The sequence below is a fragment of the Shinella sp. genome (assembly GCF_052438155.1).
Lineage (GTDB): Bacteria > Pseudomonadota > Alphaproteobacteria > Rhizobiales > Rhizobiaceae > Shinella.
The window spans coordinates 170062-185693 of record NZ_JBQVPI010000003.1; the positions used below are offsets into that span (position 1 = coordinate 170062).

Genomic DNA, 15632 nt, shown 5'->3' on the forward strand with positions numbered 1-15632 from the left:
CTGCACTGATTTCAGGATTTTCAAGATGACCGATCTGCTCGTAACCAATGTCCGGCCAGATGGCGGGGAGACCGCCGACATCCTGATCAAGGGCGGCCGTATCGCTGCCGTCGGTGCGAACCTGCCGCGCGAGGCCGGCGTGCCGGTGCATGACGGGCGCAATGCCGTTGCCATCGCCCCCTTCGTCGAGCCGCATGTGCATCTCGACAAGATCCTTTGGGGTCTGCCCTGGCACAGCATCAACGTGCCGTCGTCGCTGCGCGCGATGATCGACAACGAGGTGGAAATCCGCAAGAGCCTACCCTGGGACACGGAGGAGCGCGCCGGCAACCTGATGCGCCAGTGTGTTGCCATGGGCTCCACCCATATCCGCAGCCATGTCGACATCTCGACCGGCTACAAGCTCGACAATCTGCATGCGGTGCTGCGCGCATGGGAGAAGACGCAGCATGCCCTAGGCCTCGAACTGGTCGCCTTCCCGCAGCTCGGCATGATGATCGACCCCGGTACGGCGGACCTGATGGAGGCCGCGCTGGACGAGGGTGCCTCGGTGATCGGCGGTATCGACCCGACCAATATCGACGGTGACCCGAAGGGCCATCTCGACACGATCTTCGACATTGCCAGCCGCAAGGGCGCCAAGATCGACATTCATCTGCACGAGGCTGGTGACCTCGGCCTGGCCGCGTTGAAGATGATCACCGAGCGCACCAAGGCGAACGGTATGCAGGGGCGGGTGGTGGTGAGCCACGCCTTCTGTCTCGGCGATGGGCCGGCTGATGCGGTGGATGCGATGATTGACATATTGGCAGAGGGCGGCATCGGCATCATTTCGGCCGTGCCGGGCGAGATCAATTTCCCGCCGATGTTCGAATTGGCACGACGCGGCGTCAAATGCGCCGTCGCCTCGGATTCCCTGCGCGACACCTGGAACCCGCACGGCAACGGCGACATGCTGGAGCGCTGCTGGCTGCTGTCCTATCGCTCCTATTGCCGCACCGACGAAGAACTCGTCGCTTCGCTCGACATGGGCACGAAGCGAGGTGCAGCCCTGCTCGATCTCGAAGGCTATGGCCTCGATGTCGGCTGCGAGGGGAGCCTCGTGCTGATCGAGGGGGAAAACCGCGCGCAGATCCTGGTGGACCGGCCGAAGCGCAGCCTCGTGGTTAAGCGCGGCCGCATCGTTGCGTGCGAGGGCGTCTGGGTGGGTTGAACGCTCGCTCATGCAGAAGGCAGCCAGCACCGCATAGATCAACGCCGTCCATGTCGGTGCGTGGTTCGACGCGCCGTGCGCAGGCTCATCGTTTTTCGATGGTAGTTAAAACGGCGTGCGGGACTGGAGAATGACGGCCTGGCCTCTATTTCGGAAGGACATCGGAAACAAAGCGCGAAAGGATCGCACAATGGCGAAGAACACCATTTGTCTCTGGTACGACAAGGACGCCGAGGACGCCGCCCGTTTCTACGCCGAGACCTTTCCCGATAGCGCGGTGGGCGCCCTTATCCGTGCCCCCGGAAACTATCCGGAGGGGAAACAGGGAGACGTCCTGGTTGTCGAGTTCACGGTTGCCGGTGTTGCCTGCATCGGCCTGAACGGCGGCCCGGCGATCAAGCACAATGAAGCCTTTTCCTTCCAGATCTCGACCGAAGACCAGGAGGAAACCGACCGCTACTGGAACGCGATCGTCAACAATGGTGGCCGGGAGAACGACTGCGGCTGGTGCAAGGATAAATGGGGCGTGTCCTGGCAGATCACGCCGCGTGTCCTGATGGAGGCGCTGGCGGTTGGCGGCGATGAGGCAAAGCGCGCTTTCGATGCCATGATGACGATGAGGAAGATCGATGTCGCAGCAATCGAGGCGGCGCGGCGCGGTTGAATTCATCGTGGCGCCGGGGCTGCGCTAGTCCGGTCTGGCCATGCGTGCCATCGAAGCAATCACGCGCGCGGCATCCCCGCCGGCCGGAGATGCCGGCGTAGCGCGGCGATGCGGAAGATCGCATTCGCCGCTCCATAACCGTGATAGCCCTTGCGCTGGACGATTTCGAAGAAGAAGCCTTCCCGGTAGGTGGGACTGTAGAGTTGGAAATACTCGCCGTGCTCGTCGCGGTCGTAAAGGATGTTGTGCGACTGGAGCTGTTCCGTGAGGGCAGGGTCGAGGCCGAAGCGCGCTTCCAGGTCATCGTAATAGTTTGGCGAGATTTCCAGTGCGGCGAAGCCATTGGCGGTGAGTGCAGCGGCTGTGGCGAAGATGTCGTCGGTGGTGAAGGCGAGGTGCTGGATGCCGGAACCAAAGGTCTCCGTGATGAAACGCCCGGCGACCGTGTTGCGGTTCTCCGCACCATTCATGGTGATGCGCAACGATCCTTCACTGTTCTCGATCGCCTGGCTGCGCACGAGGCCGGATGGATCGACGATATCGACCATGGGTGTTTTCCCGGCTTCGAAGATCGAGGTGTAAAACAACAGCCAGGTCAGGAGTTCGTCATAGGGCATCGTCTGCGCGACGTGATCGATGGTTGCAAGACCGGCGTCATGCGTGTGCATCTCGTTTTCGATGGAATCGAACTCGATGTCCCAGATGCGGGCGAGATCAGTGCTCCGGTCCAGAAGGTAGATGATGCCGCCGCCGACACCGCGCACGGCCGGCATTTCGATCTCGCCACGGTCGAGCGGTTGTTCAAAGACTTCGGCGCCGAGCGCGATAGCGCGCGCCCTTGCCGCCCAGGCGTCGTCGACGAGAAGGCCCATCGCATAGGCGGATGTGCCGTGCACGAGATAGGAAGAACTGGCAAAGCCGCGGCCATCCGCATTGACGACCAACCGGATATCGCCCTGCCGGAACACGGTGACGTTCTTGGTCTTGTGGCGCGCATCCCGGCGAAAGCCGAGGGTTGTGATCATGGCCTCCAGCGCCGGCGCCTCCGTTTCGTCTACCGCGAACTCGATGAAGGCGACGCCTTCGACGCGGCTGCGATCCGGCATTTTGGGCACGTTCACCGCGAGGCCGGGATTGGCGCGACGAACCCGGTCGCCGAGATAGACGAGGGAGCGATGCCCGTCGGCCGCGATCGCGGCGGGCGAACCGCCGCGGAACTGGTCGTTGAAGATTTCGAGGGACAGATAGCCATCATAGCCGGTCTCCGCGACGGCGGCCATGAACGCCTCGACCGGCAGCTCGCCTTCGCCCGGCATGTTGCGGAAATGCCGGCTCCAGTAGAGAAGGTCCATGTCCATCTTCGGTGCATCCGCGAGCTGGATGATGAAGATCTTCTCTTTCGGGATCGAGCGGATCGAATTGACATCGATCTTGCGCGCAAGCGTGTGAAAGCTGTCGAGGATCAGCCCGATATTGGCATGATCGGCCCGACGCACGATTTCCCACGCATCCCGGTGATCATTGATGTGTTTGCCCCAGGCGAGTGCTTCATACCCGACCCGGAGGCCGCGTTTCGCCGCACGCTCGCCAAGTTCACGGAAATCGGCCGCGGCGCGATCCAGGCCACCGAGGGCGGCGCTGGAAACGTTCGAGCAGACGAGCACGAGGTCCGTGCCCATGTCCTGCATGAGGTCGAACTTGCGCTCGGCCCGATCGAAGGTGCGGCTACGCAGCGGTTCCGGCATCCCCTCGAAATCGCGGAAGGGCTGGAAGAGGGTAATCTCCAGGCCGAAATCCCGCACCATGCGGCCGAGCTGCTTCGGGCTCTCGTCGAAAACGAGGAAATCGTTTTCGAAGATCTCGACACCATCGAAGCCTGCCTTGGCGATGGCTCCGAGTTTTTCACGCAGGTCGCCGCTGAGCGAGACGGTCGCGATCGAGGTCTTCATGGCATCTTCCTTCAGCGTGCGAGCGTGTTGAAATGCGCGAGCATGCGGTCAACGTCCGGCTCGCGGCCGGTAAACAGCCGGAATGCATCGACCGCCTGGAACACCGCCATGCCGCCACCATCGAGCGTCCGGCAGCCAACGCGCTTCGCCGCGCGCAAAAGCTCGGTTTCAAGCGGAAAATAGACGACCTCGGCAACCCAGTGCCGGTGGTCGAGCAGATCGGCCGGCAAAGGCAGGCCGGGATACTTGGCCATCCCGGTCGGAGTCGCATGCACGAGGCCGGCAACTGTCTGCATGGCGTGCGCCAGGTCATCAGCCACATCGACGGCGGCATTCGGAAAGAGGGCGGCCATGGCCTGTGCGAGCGCCGCGGCGCGCTTCCGTTCGCGGTCGAACACAAGGAGCTTTTCCAGCCCAAGCGACAGAAGGGCGTAGGCGGTGGCGGCTCCGGCGCCGCCGGCGCCAAGCTGCAAGGCCGACGATAAGTCCGTCTGCGGCAGGCCTCTTCGAAAACTTTCGGCAAAACCCCACCAGTCGGTGTTGTGGCCGGAACGCCTGCCGTTGCGAAACACCACGGTGTTGACGGCCCCAAGATCGCGGGCTTGCGGGGAGAGCTCATCGAGATGGGGAATGACACTCTGCTTGCAGGGATAGGTAATGTTGAGGCCGGCGAGCCCTCGGGCCTCGGCCTCGTCGAGCAGGCGCGGAAGATCGGCCGGCGTGGCGTTAATCTGGCTGAGATCGATCAGCTCATAATCATAGGAGAAGCCCTGTGCCTCGCCTTCGCGCATGTGCATGGCCGGGGTCAGTGATGCCTGAATGCCGGCACCGATAAGCCCAGCCTTCAACGGTTTCAGCAGAATTTCGCTCATCTCTCGCAGTCCAGTGAGGTGAAATCCGGCCCGCCAGCTCCGGCGGGCCGGTTTGCTGGCCTTAGTTGCCGCGGATCGTCTCGAGTTCCTTGAAGAGGGCGGCAACCGTCTCGGGGCCGATCTCCGCAGCGAACTTCTCAATCAGCGGCTTGACGGCGTCACGCAGCTTCTGGGTTTCCTCCGGCGAGAGCTCGCCGACCTCCATGCCGGTCGCCTTGATGTCTTCGATGGCCTTGGCGTCCACCTCGCGCGAAACCTTGCGCTGATAGTCGCGCGCCTCCGTAGCAGCGGACTGGAAGACAGCCTTCTCCTCGTCGTTAAGCCCGTCCCAGACCTTCTTGCTGATCAGCACGATCTGCGGATTGTACTGGTGACGTGTCACCGTCATGTATTTCTGCACTTCGTAGAATTTGGCGTTGAGGATGTTGGCGGCAGGGTTTTCCTGGCCATCGACAGTGCCGGTTTCGAGTGCCGTGTAGAGTTCGGTATAGGGCAGCGGCACGGCATTGGCGCCGAGGCTGTTGAACAGCTCGATCGGGATCGGCGACTGGATCGTGCGGATCTTCAGTCCGCTGATGTCTTCCAGCTTGGTGACCGGATGGCGGTTGTTGGTGAGGTTGCGGAACCCGAGCTCCCAATAGCCGAGGCCCACAAGGCCGGTATCGGGCAGGAGATCCATCAGGCCCGTGCCGAAGGCGCCGTCCATCACCTTGTCGGCTTCCTCGCCGCTGTTGAACAGGAACGGCAAATCGACGGCACCGAACTGCTTGACGTTGCTGGCGAGGATGCCGGCATTCAGCACGGTCATTTCGATGACGCCGCCCTGCAGCGCCGAAATGGTCTGCACGTCGCCGCCGAGCACGCCGCCGGGGAACAGCTTCACGTCGATCTTGCCGCCGCTCTTCTCCTTGATCAGTTCGGCGAATTTCTCCATGCCGGTCACCTGCGGGTGACCCTTGTTGTTGGCCGAGGCGAATTTGAGCTGGTGCTCGCGGATTTCTGCCGCGGCCGGACCGGCAGCCAGCACGGCGAGCGGAACGATCGCCCCGAACACCAGCCTCTTCAGGATATTGCGCATGTTTTCCTCCCAGGTTTGGCCGCGCTTTTGCGTTCGGCCGGTTAAATCAACTGCTCAATGCCCCATCAGCGCCACGGGAAACGTGACGAGTTGCGGGAACAGGACGAGCAGCAGAAGCACGATGATTTCGGCGATGAGGAAGGGCATCACACCCTTCATCAGTTGCTCCATGTTGAGCTTGGAGACGCCGCAGATCACGTTGAGCACGGTGCCGACCGGCGGCGTGATCAGGCCGATGGAATTGTTGATGATGAACAGCACGCCGAAATAGACCGGGTCGATGCCAGCCTGCTTGATGATCGGCATCAGCACCGGCGTCATGATCAGGATGGTCGGCGTCATGTCCATGGCGGTACCCACCACGACGACGAGGGCCATGATGGCGAGCAACAGCAGCGTCTGGTTGTCCATCAGCGGCTCGAGCAGGGACACGAGCTCGCCGGGCACATCCGCGACGGTGACGAGCCAGGCCGAGACGGCCGCGCAAGCGACGAGGAACATGACGACGGACGTGATCTTGGCCGCAGCGACGAAGACGCCGAAGAGTTTTGCCGGCGGCAACTCGCGGTAGACGACCATGGCCACGAAGAGCGAATAGACCGCGGCAACGACACCCGCCTCCGTCGGCGTGAACACGCCGAATTTCAGCCCGATGATGATGATGACCGGCAGCATCAAGGCCCAGAGGCTGTCGACGAAGGCTTTCAGGCGCACCGCGCCGCTCTGGCGTGGCGGCAGCGCAAACTGCTCCTTGCGCGCGACCAGCAGCCAGGTGATGCAGAGCGCGGCTGCGATCATCAGGCCGGGAAAGATGCCGGCGAGAAAGAGCTTGGTGATCGAGACGCCGCCGATGACGCCGTAGAGGATGAAGCCGATCGACGGCGGAATGATCGGCCCGATGACCGAGGCGGACGCGAGCAGCCCGCCGGTGCGCGCCGGGTCATGGCCGGATTTCACCATCATCGGGTAGAGCAGGGCGCCGAGTGCCGCCGCATCGGCAACCGCCGAGCCGGAGAGGCTGGACAGGATGCAGGCCGCGAAGATGGCGACGAACCCGAGCCCGCCGCGGATATGGCCGACCAGCGCCATGGCGAGGTTGACGATGCGGCGCGACAGCCCGCCCGTGTTCATCACCTCCCCGGCAAGCAGGAAGAAGGGCACGGCCATCAGGGGAAAACTGTCGGCGCCATTGAGCACGTTCTGGGCGACGATCTGCGCGTCGAAGAGGCCGAGATACATCATCAGCGCGACGCCGCTGAGGATCAGGGCGAAGGCGATCGGCACACCAAGGGCCATGGGAACGAGAAGGGCGCCGAAGAAGATCGTGACGGTCATCGGTGCAACCTCAATGTTTGACGGAAGACGTGACGAGGGACGGCTCCGGCTGGTGTTCCAGCGCCACCTCGTCCTCGCTGTCCTTGACGAATTCGGCGGTGGTGACGTCGATACGGCCGGTGAGAACGCCGATCATGTCGGCGAGGATGAGGAGCAGGGCGGGCACGCCGAAGGCAAGGCCGGCGCCGTAGAAGACGCCCATGGAAATCCCCGTCGCGGGTGCCGAAACGTGAAGGTTGATTACGGTCTGTGTCCAGCTTCCGCTGATCATCAGCCACGTCGCCCAGAGCATCAGCGCCTGCCCGGCAAGGACGGCAACCTTTGCTCCCTTGGGTGGCAGACGACGCAGAAGGGAATCGACACCGAGATGGCCGTGTTCGCGCATGGCGACGACCGCGCCGAGAAAGGTTAGCCAGACGAAGAACATGCGCGACAGTTCTTCCGAATAGGTGATGCCCGTGTTGAAGGCGTAGCGCAGGACGACGTTGCCGAAGACGAGGACGACCATGCCGGCAAGCAGGGCGGCGATCGCTGCCTTCAGCAGCCAGAAGCTGAAATCAATGATGCGAACCATAACGCTCCTCCCAAAGCGAATTGCCGCTGATGCGGCCTGTATCCGTTCCTAGCCTAGGTCCGGCCTGGCGCGTTAGCGCTATGGTGCAGCGACGCCCTCCTCCTGGCCGTCGGCGCATCTACAAAATGTACGAACTAGTACGTATGTCAAGCAGAGTCTCTTGAAAGACCCCCATAAGCTCAATATGACTTTCCTGGGAGGCGAGATGGGACGGCTGTTTAGCCGGCCCGTTAGGCGGTGTTTTCTTGATGAAAATCAAGTTGATCGCGGGGAGAATGGGGAAAATGGTAGAGCGGGCTGAGGCGAGTCGAAAAAACGATCCGGAGCGGACGAAGGAAGATATCCTCGTCGTCGCCACGGAGGAATTTTCGACCCATGGTCTCGCCGGCGCGCGTGTCGATGCCATCGCAGAGCGCACGCGCACGTCGAAGCGCATGATCTATTACTATTTCGGCGGCAAGGAGGGGCTCTATCTCTCCGTGCTGGAGCGCGCCTATCGCAAGATCCGCACGCTGGAGGAGGATCTCAAGCTCGCCAGCCTCGCGCCGGAAGAAGCACTCCGCACGCTCATCGCCAGCACCTTCGACCACGACGAGGCCAATCCGGATTTCGTGCGGCTGGTCAGCATCGAAAACATCCACCACGCCGCCCATATGCTGCGTTCGGAGGCGATCCGCGACCTCAACGTCTCCGTCATCGAAACGATCGCTGGCATCCTGGAACGCGGTGTCGCCGAGGGCGCTTTCAAGCGCCAGGCCGATCCGATCGACGTCCACATGCTGATCAGCGCCTTCTGCTTCTTCCGCGTCTCGAACCGCTACACCTTCGGAACGATTTTCCGGCGCGACCTGTCCGAGCCGGAAACGATGACGCGGCACAAGGGCCTGATCGCAGACGCGGTTATCCACTATCTCAAGGGGTAGAGCTTGTCCTGTATCCGCCTTCGCTGGCGCGCCGCGTCGAAGACGAGTGAGTTTGTCGAAAATGTCACTGGGCCGCGGTGACACCCTATCCTCGCGACGTAGAACGGTGCCGACGTTGAAGCGGTGGCTCCAGCGCCTTTAAGAGCGGCTGAACTCAACTGGCCCAACGGGTTGCTATAAATGTGGCTTGCTGTGCCAGGCAATCAAGTATAGATGGCGATAGTCGCGAAAATCGGCAGCCATTTCTAGGCAGCCAAGTATACGCCATCTGCGCAGCTGATCGGCCAGCGTCTCCCAAACATCAACCGCCTGACAATTTGTCGGCTATAGCGAACGTCCGTAGCCCTTTGGTCGCTGCCGAGTTCGTCTGAACGGAGCACGCTATGCGCAAATCGCTCATCGTCATCTATACTGCCATCGCCCTTGATGCCGTCGGCGTCGGGCTGATCTTTCCCATCCTGCCTTCGCTGTTGCAGGAGGTTACCCATGCCGAGAACGTGGCCGCCTACATCGGCGTCATGACGGCCCTTTACGCTGCCATGCAGTTCATCTTCGCGCCGGTACTCGGTTCGCTAAGCGACCGGCTGGGCCGGCGACCTGTGCTGCTGGTTTCCCTTGCCGGGGCCACGATCAACTATCTTTTCCTCGCCGTCGCTCCCAGCCTCTGGATGCTGGTGCTCGGCAGGGCGATCGCTGGCGTAACGAGCGCCAACGCCTCGGTGGCGGCGGCCTACATCACCGACGTTTCGCCCGCGCAGACGCGCGCGCGCCGCTTCGGCCTGCTCAACGCCATGTTCGGTATGGGCTTCATAGTCGGGCCCGTGCTCGGGGGCGCGCTTGGTGACACCTGGCTGCGGTTGCCTTTCATGGCAGCAGCCGTGCTGAACGGTGGAAACCTCCTTCTAGCCTTCTTCGCTCTTCCGGAGTCGCGCATGCCGACCCGCGAAAGGATCGACCTGGCGGCACTCAACCCGCTGCGGCCATTGCGCTGGGCGTTCTCAATGAAGAGCCTTCTGCCTGTCATCCTGATCTTCTTCCTCTTCAGTGCCATTGGTGAAGCCTACGGTGTTTGCTGGGCCTTGTGGTGTGGAGATACGTTCCATTGGAACGGGCTGTGGATCGGTCTGTCGCTTGGCGCGTTCGGCGTGTGCCAGACGCTCGCTCAGGCATTCCTGCCTGGACCAGCGGTCAAACTGCTGGGCGAGCGGGCAGCCGTTACCACTGGCATCGCCGCCGTCTGCGCCGCCCTTGTGGTCATGGCGTTTGCCACGCAAGGCTGGATGATCTTCGCAATCATGCCCGTCTTCGCTCTCGGTGGCATCGGCGTACCCGCTTTGCAGTCGCTTGCGACAAGGCAAGTCGAGGAGAGCCTGCAAGGCCAGTTCCAGGGCGTGCTAGCCTCGGTGGTGAGCCTTGCCTCCATTGCCGCGCCACTCGGCTTCTCGAGCTTCTACTTTGTCGTCAGAGAGCAATGGCCCGGCGCCGTTTGGCTGTTGGCCGTGGCTATCTACGCCATCGCAATTCCGATCGTCCTCGGGCTGCAGCTAGAAAAGGCGGAGGCTTCCGCGTGACAAGTGAGTGAACGCTCTTGAGGTGATGGGGCGTCAATCTATCGGCAGGTTCGTATCCCGTTGAGTTAGCAGGCCCTCAACAGCCGCCAGATTACCCCTGGTCACAGGGGCGTTCGGCGACTTCAATTCCTTTTTCCTCAAGCACCTGGAGCACCGTCAGTTGATAGGTATTGATCGCGCCGCGGAGCCATGATTCGAATTTTCGGCTCGCTGACGCTGGTGCGCGCCCCTGCGGCTTGAAGAGGGCATAGTTCTGCGCGCTCATCAGACCGAGCTTGTGCGGCACAATCAGTTGACCTGCCCGGATCGCGGGCATAGCCAGAAAGCTGTCGCCTATTGTCAGGCCACCGCCCGATGCGGCAACTGACAGGCATAGTGTGGTCTCGTTGAAGACGGTCTGTTGTCGGCGCGGGCCACCGGGATCGATTCCGGTTAGCGCGCACCACTCGTCCCAAACGTCATAATTGGCATCGATCAGATATGGCGCATCGCATATATCGCGGTCTTGGCCGAGATAGGAATCCGCGAATGAGCGGGTGCAAACCAACATGTCGATCCAGCGGCACAGCTCGCTTTCTTCGAGCCCCATTCCAGCCTTGGCCCCCTGCATTCCATAAAAAATGCGGAAGTCAAAATCTTCGTCCAGACGGAAGGCGCCGTTCTTCTCTGCGGTGATCTCTACCGAGATGCCGGGATTGGCCACCAAGAATGCGCCCACCTGGCCGGCCAGCCAGCTCGATGCGAAGTCGCGACAGACCAAGACCCGGAGGTGCTGGCCTTGCTTGGCTCTGCGGATGATCGTGTCGGTTGTCGAATGGATCAGTTCGAACGCTTGCTTCAGGGCCAGAAACAGCTCGCTCCCGGCAGGCGTAAGGCGGATCATGTTGCCGGTGCGCAAAAGCAGGGCGCACCCCATATCATGCTCGAGCTGCGTAACCTGTTTTGACACAGCCGGCCGCGTTACGTGCAGCTCTTCGGCTGCTGACGAGATGCTATTCAGGCGCGCTACTGCCTCAAATGCGCGCAATGCAGTCAAAGACTGACGATTACTCAAAGCTCTCTCCGTAACCTCAGGTTACTCAATTGGAAATCTTGTAACTTGTCAACCGCGCGCGGCGATCACACGGTGCACAGCAATTCAACACCCGCGAATCCCGAGGCTTTTCCATGGTTCTGCCTATCCGTTTCTCTTCAACCGGCCCGGAAGGGTGGCAGCAAATGCCCGATCTTCCTCTTGAACATGCAGAGTTGATCGAGGGGCTGCCGGTGGGGCTGGACCACGCATACCATGCTCGTCCCGAACGCGGCATGAAGGCCGGTATCTGGCGTTGCGGCCCCTATACGGAACACTACGATAGCTATCCCGCCGACGAATTCATGGTTGTGCTGGAAGGCGAGGTGACGCTCGAGACGGAGGGTTTTTCCGAAACCTACGGCAAGGGTGCGTCTTTCCTCGTGCCGAAAGGATTTAGTGGCACCTGGCGACAGACGGTACCGATGCTCAAATTCTACATGATCGTCGAGTAGCCGACATGCGGGATGAGGGCATCTATCACTACATTATTGTTGGTGCAGGGGCTGCGGGCTGCGTCCTGGCGAACCGTCTGGGCGAGGATCCCGACACGCGCATACTGGTGATCGAGGCAGGCGGCAGCGAGAAGGCGGTCGTCGTCGACATGCCTGCTGCCTTGTCGATTCCGATGAACACGAAACGCTTCAATTGGGGCATGAGGACCGAGCCTGAGCCGGCGCTGGGCGGCCGCGAGTTGAACTTGCCGCGTGGCAAGGGGATTGGCGGCTCGTCCTCGATCAACGGCATGTGCTGGGTGCGCGGCAATCCCATGGATTACGAATTGTGGGAGGCGCACGGCGCCGACGGCTGGCGCTGGTCGAACGTGCTTCCCTATTTCGAACGTCTCGAAAATGTCGAGGGTGGCGGCCGGCTCCGCGGAACGGCAGGCCCGATGCGCATCAAGCGCGGGCCTGAGACGAACCCGCTCTATCACGCTTTCGTGGAGGCGGGCGTTGAGGCCGGCTATGCGCGAAGTGACAACATGAACGGCCGGCAGCATGAAGGTTTCGGCCCGATGGAAATGAATGTCGGGGATGGGCGTCGCATGAGTGCGGCGCGCGCCTATCTGCGCCCCGCGATTGTGCGCGGCAATGTCCGGGTGATCGAGGGGGGGCTGGTCGAACGTGTGACCTTTGATGGGCGACGGGCGACGGGCGTTGTCTTTTCGGTGGGGGGAGGCACAGCACGGGCCACCGCCGAGCGGGAGGTGATCCTGTCGGCTGGCTCCATCATGTCCCCTGTCATCTTGAAACGTTCAGGTGTCGGGCCGGCACAGGAACTGGCCGACCATGGTATTGCTGTGGTGCAGGACGCCGGAGACGTGGGCGAAAACCTGATGGATCATCTGGAACTCTACCTTCAGATGGAATGCACGCAGCCAGTCAGTCTGTTCCCGACGCAGAGCCTGTTGGGCAAGGCGAAGATCGGCATCGAGTGGCTGGCAACCAAACGCGGACACGGAGCAACGAACCATTTTGAAAGCGGTGGCCATATCCGCAGCCGCGCAGGCATCGTCTATCCCGACATCCAGTTTCATTTCCTGCCGCTCGCCATTTCCTATGATGGGCAAACGCTTGCCGAAGGACATGGGTTCCAGGTGCATGTCGGCACCAAGCGGTCGAAGAGCCGCGGCTGGGTCAGGCTGCGCGACGCGCACCCCGAAAGCCTGCCGCGCGTGCGCTTCAACTACATGTCGCATCAGGATGACTGGGCGGAGTTTCGTGCCTGCGTCCGCCTGACGCGCGAAATCTTCGCGCAACCTGCCTTTACGCCGTACCGCGGTCGGGAACTGACGCCCGGTGCAGCCGTTCAAAACAATGCGTTGCTGAACGACTTCGTGAAACAGAAGGTAGAGAGCGCCTATCATCCCTGCGGTACGTGTCGAATGGGCAGCGACGAGGCTGCCGTGACATCGCCCGATGGGCGCGTGCGCGGGCTGCATGGCCTGCGCGTGGTCGACGCTTCTCTGATGCCGCAGGCAACGGCCGGCGACCTGCATGCGCCCACGCTCGTACTGGCCGAGCGCATATCCGATCTCATTCGCGGGCGGCACCTTCCCGAAGCGGTAGAGGCCGAGCTGCTGGCGGACCCGCAGTGGGCGACGCGCCAGCGCGGTCCCGCCATCACTCGCAACTATGCTGGCGACCGTGACCTGCTGGCAGCAACCCTTCTCGCCAATGCGAAGGGTCAGCCTGCGCCGGAGGAGTCCACCTGATGCGCATAGTCTACTCAGAAGCTCATCGTGGTCACGATGGCGCAAAGGAGATGCGCTATGACCAGATGATCCCGATGTGCGAAAATCCGGGCCGGATGGATGCGATCGTCGCGGCGTTGCGCGTGGAGGGGCATCATGATTTTGTCGATGCACGGTCTTTCGAACTGAATTCGATCCTGCGCGTCCACACGCCCGGTTTCGTGGATTTCCTCGAGCGATGCTGGCCATTGTGGGAAGTCGAGTTTGGCGCCAGTGGCTTTGCTACTGCCTATATGTTCGGTATGCGTGGCATGGAGCAGCTGCCAAATGACAGCGTCCATTCGATGCTGTCCTGCTACACCTTCGATGTGTGCGTGCCCTTCGTGAAGGGGACATGGAGCGCGATCCGTTCAGCCGTCGATGTCACGCTGACGGCGACGCAGGAAATCACGAACGGCGCGGACGCCGCCTTTGCCCTATGCCGACCGCCGGGTCATCATGCCTCGTCGGATCTTGCCGGCGGCTATTGTTATGTGAACAACGCTGCTGTGGCTGCGCAGACACTGCTCGACCAGGGCGCCAACCGCATCGCGATCCTCGATGTCGACTACCATCACGGCAACGGCACGCAACGGATCTTCCACGATCGCTCCGATGTGCTCTACGCATCCTTGCACGCCCGGCCGGAGCAGGAATATCCGTTCCTGACCGGCTATGCGCACGAGACTGGCACAAGTGCCGGCGAGGGGTTCAACCTCAATCTGCCGCTACCGCTCGGGACCACCATTGCCGCCTATCGTGAGGCTCTTGCCGCGGCGATCGCCCGGATCCGCACATTCGGGCCGGACGTGCTGATTGTCTCCCTCGGCGTGGATACCTTTGTAGGCGACCCGGTTGGCGGATTCCGGCTCGAAACGCCCGATTTCCTAACGATCGGCGCCGACATCTCGACCCTCGGCCTGAAAACCCTGTTCGTCATGGAAGGCGGTTACGCCATCGCAGCACTCGGCACAAATACCGCCAACGTCATCACCGGGTTCATCCAACGATAAAAAGGGAACATCATATGACTGACAGGATTCATCTATCGCGCCGGCATTTTCTGGCAGCGGGCACTGTCGCTCTTGCCATGCCCGCCATCATCGGGCGTGCTTCCGTCGCCTCGGCGAAGGCAAGCTTTGCCGGCGAAGGCATGATTGTCGTCCCTTGGTCCGGCGGCTACGAGACGGTTTTCAAGGAAACGGTGATCGAACCCTTCAATGCCGAATTTGGAACCCGGGTCGAGAGCAGTGGCGGCTGGGACCAGATGGTGCCGCAAATCCTGGCCGCGCCGGTGGACAACCCGCCCTTTGATATCACCATTACCGAAGAATTCGTCACCAAGCAGGGCATTGCCGAGAACCTGTGGGTGAAGAACAACCGTGCGGCGCTTCCCAATCTCGATGCGGTCTATCCCTATTTCGCCGAGACCCGCCCCGGTGCAGGGGACTACGGTGTGCCGTTTTCCGGTGGCACCTGCATGCTGCTGGTTCGCAAGAGCCTCGGTCTCGAGCCGACGAGCTGGTCGATTCTCTGGGACGAGAAGCTCGCGGAGAAGGTCACGCTCGACGGATCGTCGTGGTGGTGGTCGCTCTCGGTCCCGGCGCTGATGAGCGCCAGAAAGCCGGGCCTCGATGACATGTTTTCGATGGCAAGCGCCGAACCGCTGTTTCATGAACTCGACAAGCTGCGTGTCGCGCGATGGTATATGAGCGGCGCGGAACAGGCCACAGTCCTGAACCAGGAGGAGGCGGATGCCGCACTTACCTATTCTTCTGACGCGCTCTCCCTGATGCAGGCGAGCCCGGATGAATATCTGGTCACCGTTCCAAAGGAAGGAACATCGGCATGGACTGACTGGTTCATCAAGGTTCGCGGCACGCGGCACAGCGATCTAGCCGATCTCTTTCTCAACTACCTTCTGGCAAAGGAAACTCAGGATCGCTTCCTCGCCAAATCAATGGTCTTCATGTCGCGCAGGGATGTTGAGGTGCCCTCTCACTGGCAGAACTATCCCCGCTCCAACGAGGACCTCCACAGCATGTTCCAGCTTATTACAATGGAGGGATGGGCGAGCATCAATAATGAATATCAGGCGTTTGACGACCGGATGAAGCTCGCGATCTCGCGTTCGGCGGGCTGAGGGTG

At 61.6% G+C, this 15632-nt stretch carries 13 protein-coding genes and 1 pseudogene; 8 read left to right on the forward strand and 6 right to left on the reverse strand.

The window, feature by feature from the left end; genetic code table 11:
• Positions 1-25: 25 nt before the first annotated feature.
• Both ACT6VE_RS07785 and ACT6VE_RS07790 read left to right on the forward strand, forming a co-directional pair.
• Entirely contained in the window at positions 26-1213 is a 1188-nt protein-coding gene (locus ACT6VE_RS07785; RefSeq protein WP_444798035.1) for an amidohydrolase family protein, read from the forward strand.
• A 190-nt stretch (positions 1214-1403) separates the two neighbouring features.
• Complete coding sequence (locus ACT6VE_RS07790; protein WP_444798036.1) at positions 1404-1877, forward strand: VOC family protein; 474 nt, start codon at positions 1404-1406, stop codon at positions 1875-1877.
• 59 nt (positions 1878-1936) lie between these two features.
• Here ACT6VE_RS07790 and ACT6VE_RS07795 read toward each other — a convergent pair whose 3' ends face one another.
• From ACT6VE_RS07795 to ACT6VE_RS07815, 5 genes are all read right to left on the reverse strand, one after another.
• Positions 1937-3826, reverse strand: a complete 1890-nt coding sequence (locus ACT6VE_RS07795; protein WP_444798037.1) for a bifunctional sugar phosphate isomerase/epimerase/4-hydroxyphenylpyruvate dioxygenase family protein — start codon at positions 3824-3826, stop codon at positions 1937-1939.
• A gap of 11 nt (positions 3827-3837) precedes the next feature.
• Positions 3838-4698, reverse strand: a complete 861-nt coding sequence (locus ACT6VE_RS07800; RefSeq protein ID WP_444798038.1) for a shikimate dehydrogenase — start codon at positions 4696-4698, stop codon at positions 3838-3840.
• Between the two features lie 61 nt (positions 4699-4759).
• Entirely contained in the window at positions 4760-5776 is a 1017-nt protein-coding gene (locus tag ACT6VE_RS07805; protein WP_444798039.1) for a TRAP transporter substrate-binding protein, read from the reverse strand.
• A gap of 54 nt (positions 5777-5830) precedes the next feature.
• Positions 5831-7111, reverse strand: a complete 1281-nt coding sequence (locus tag ACT6VE_RS07810; RefSeq protein ID WP_444798040.1) for a TRAP transporter large permease — start codon at positions 7109-7111, stop codon at positions 5831-5833.
• Between the two features lie 10 nt (positions 7112-7121).
• On the reverse strand, positions 7122-7685 hold the full coding sequence (locus tag ACT6VE_RS07815; RefSeq protein ID WP_444798041.1) for a TRAP transporter small permease: 564 nt from the start codon (positions 7683-7685) through the stop codon (positions 7122-7124).
• Between the two features lie 284 nt (positions 7686-7969).
• On the opposite strand from ACT6VE_RS07815, the gene ACT6VE_RS07820 reads away from it, so the two are divergent.
• Together ACT6VE_RS07820 and ACT6VE_RS07825 are read left to right on the forward strand one after the other, a co-directional pair.
• Positions 7970-8608 (forward strand): TetR/AcrR family transcriptional regulator, encoded by a 639-nt coding sequence (locus tag ACT6VE_RS07820; protein ID WP_444798042.1) that lies wholly within the window; start codon positions 7970-7972, stop codon positions 8606-8608.
• Between the two features lie 383 nt (positions 8609-8991).
• Positions 8992-10179 carry a TCR/Tet family MFS transporter gene (locus ACT6VE_RS07825; RefSeq protein ID WP_444798043.1) on the forward strand — a complete coding sequence of 396 codons (1188 nt, stop codon included), beginning with the start codon at positions 8992-8994 and terminating at the stop codon, positions 10177-10179.
• A 91-nt stretch (positions 10180-10270) separates the two neighbouring features.
• Here ACT6VE_RS07825 and ACT6VE_RS07830 read toward each other — a convergent pair whose 3' ends face one another.
• On the reverse strand, positions 10271-11233 hold the full coding sequence (locus ACT6VE_RS07830) for a LysR family transcriptional regulator (protein WP_444798044.1): 963 nt from the start codon (positions 11231-11233) through the stop codon (positions 10271-10273).
• Positions 11234-11397: 164 nt separating this feature from the next.
• Here ACT6VE_RS07830 and ACT6VE_RS07835 point away from each other — a divergent pair, with 164 nt between their 5' ends.
• From ACT6VE_RS07835 to ACT6VE_RS07850, 4 genes and pseudogenes are all read left to right on the forward strand, one after another.
• Positions 11398-11706, forward strand: a complete 309-nt coding sequence (locus ACT6VE_RS07835) for a cupin domain-containing protein (RefSeq protein ID WP_444798045.1) — start codon at positions 11398-11400, stop codon at positions 11704-11706.
• Positions 11707-11711: 5 nt separating this feature from the next.
• Positions 11712-13364 (forward strand): annotated as a pseudogene (locus ACT6VE_RS07840) (choline dehydrogenase); the annotation flags it as partial.
• A 101-nt stretch (positions 13365-13465) separates the two neighbouring features.
• Entirely contained in the window at positions 13466-14497 is a 1032-nt protein-coding gene (locus ACT6VE_RS07845) for a histone deacetylase family protein (protein WP_444798046.1), read from the forward strand.
• Positions 14498-14511: 14 nt separating this feature from the next.
• Complete coding sequence (locus tag ACT6VE_RS07850; RefSeq protein WP_444798047.1) at positions 14512-15627, forward strand: ABC transporter substrate-binding protein; 1116 nt, start codon at positions 14512-14514, stop codon at positions 15625-15627.
• Positions 15628-15632 lie beyond the last annotated feature (5 nt).

What these genes read in the sequence shown, in the direction of transcription:
- ACT6VE_RS07785 (WP_444798035.1), top strand. Translation starts at nt 26, where the DNA reads ATGACCGATCTGCTCGTAACCAATGTCCGGCCAGATGGCGGGGAGACC.
- ACT6VE_RS07790 (WP_444798036.1), top strand. Translation starts at nt 1,404, where the DNA reads ATGGCGAAGAACACCATTTGTCTCTGGTACGACAAGGACGCCGAGGAC.
- ACT6VE_RS07795 (WP_444798037.1), bottom strand. Translation starts at nt 3,826, where the DNA reads ATGAAGACCTCGATCGCGACCGTCTCGCTCAGCGGCGACCTGCGTGAA.
- ACT6VE_RS07800 (WP_444798038.1), bottom strand. Translation starts at nt 4,698, where the DNA reads ATGAGCGAAATTCTGCTGAAACCGTTGAAGGCTGGGCTTATCGGTGCC.
- ACT6VE_RS07805 (WP_444798039.1), bottom strand. Translation starts at nt 5,776, where the DNA reads ATGCGCAATATCCTGAAGAGGCTGGTGTTCGGGGCGATCGTTCCGCTC.
- ACT6VE_RS07810 (WP_444798040.1), bottom strand. Translation starts at nt 7,111, where the DNA reads ATGACCGTCACGATCTTCTTCGGCGCCCTTCTCGTTCCCATGGCCCTT.
- ACT6VE_RS07815 (WP_444798041.1), bottom strand. Translation starts at nt 7,685, where the DNA reads ATGGTTCGCATCATTGATTTCAGCTTCTGGCTGCTGAAGGCAGCGATC.
- ACT6VE_RS07820 (WP_444798042.1), top strand. Translation starts at nt 7,970, where the DNA reads ATGGTAGAGCGGGCTGAGGCGAGTCGAAAAAACGATCCGGAGCGGACG.
- ACT6VE_RS07825 (WP_444798043.1), top strand. Translation starts at nt 8,992, where the DNA reads ATGCGCAAATCGCTCATCGTCATCTATACTGCCATCGCCCTTGATGCC.
- ACT6VE_RS07835 (WP_444798045.1), top strand. Translation starts at nt 11,398, where the DNA reads ATGCCCGATCTTCCTCTTGAACATGCAGAGTTGATCGAGGGGCTGCCG.
- ACT6VE_RS07845 (WP_444798046.1), top strand. Translation starts at nt 13,466, where the DNA reads ATGCGCATAGTCTACTCAGAAGCTCATCGTGGTCACGATGGCGCAAAG.
- ACT6VE_RS07850 (WP_444798047.1), top strand. Translation starts at nt 14,512, where the DNA reads ATGACTGACAGGATTCATCTATCGCGCCGGCATTTTCTGGCAGCGGGC.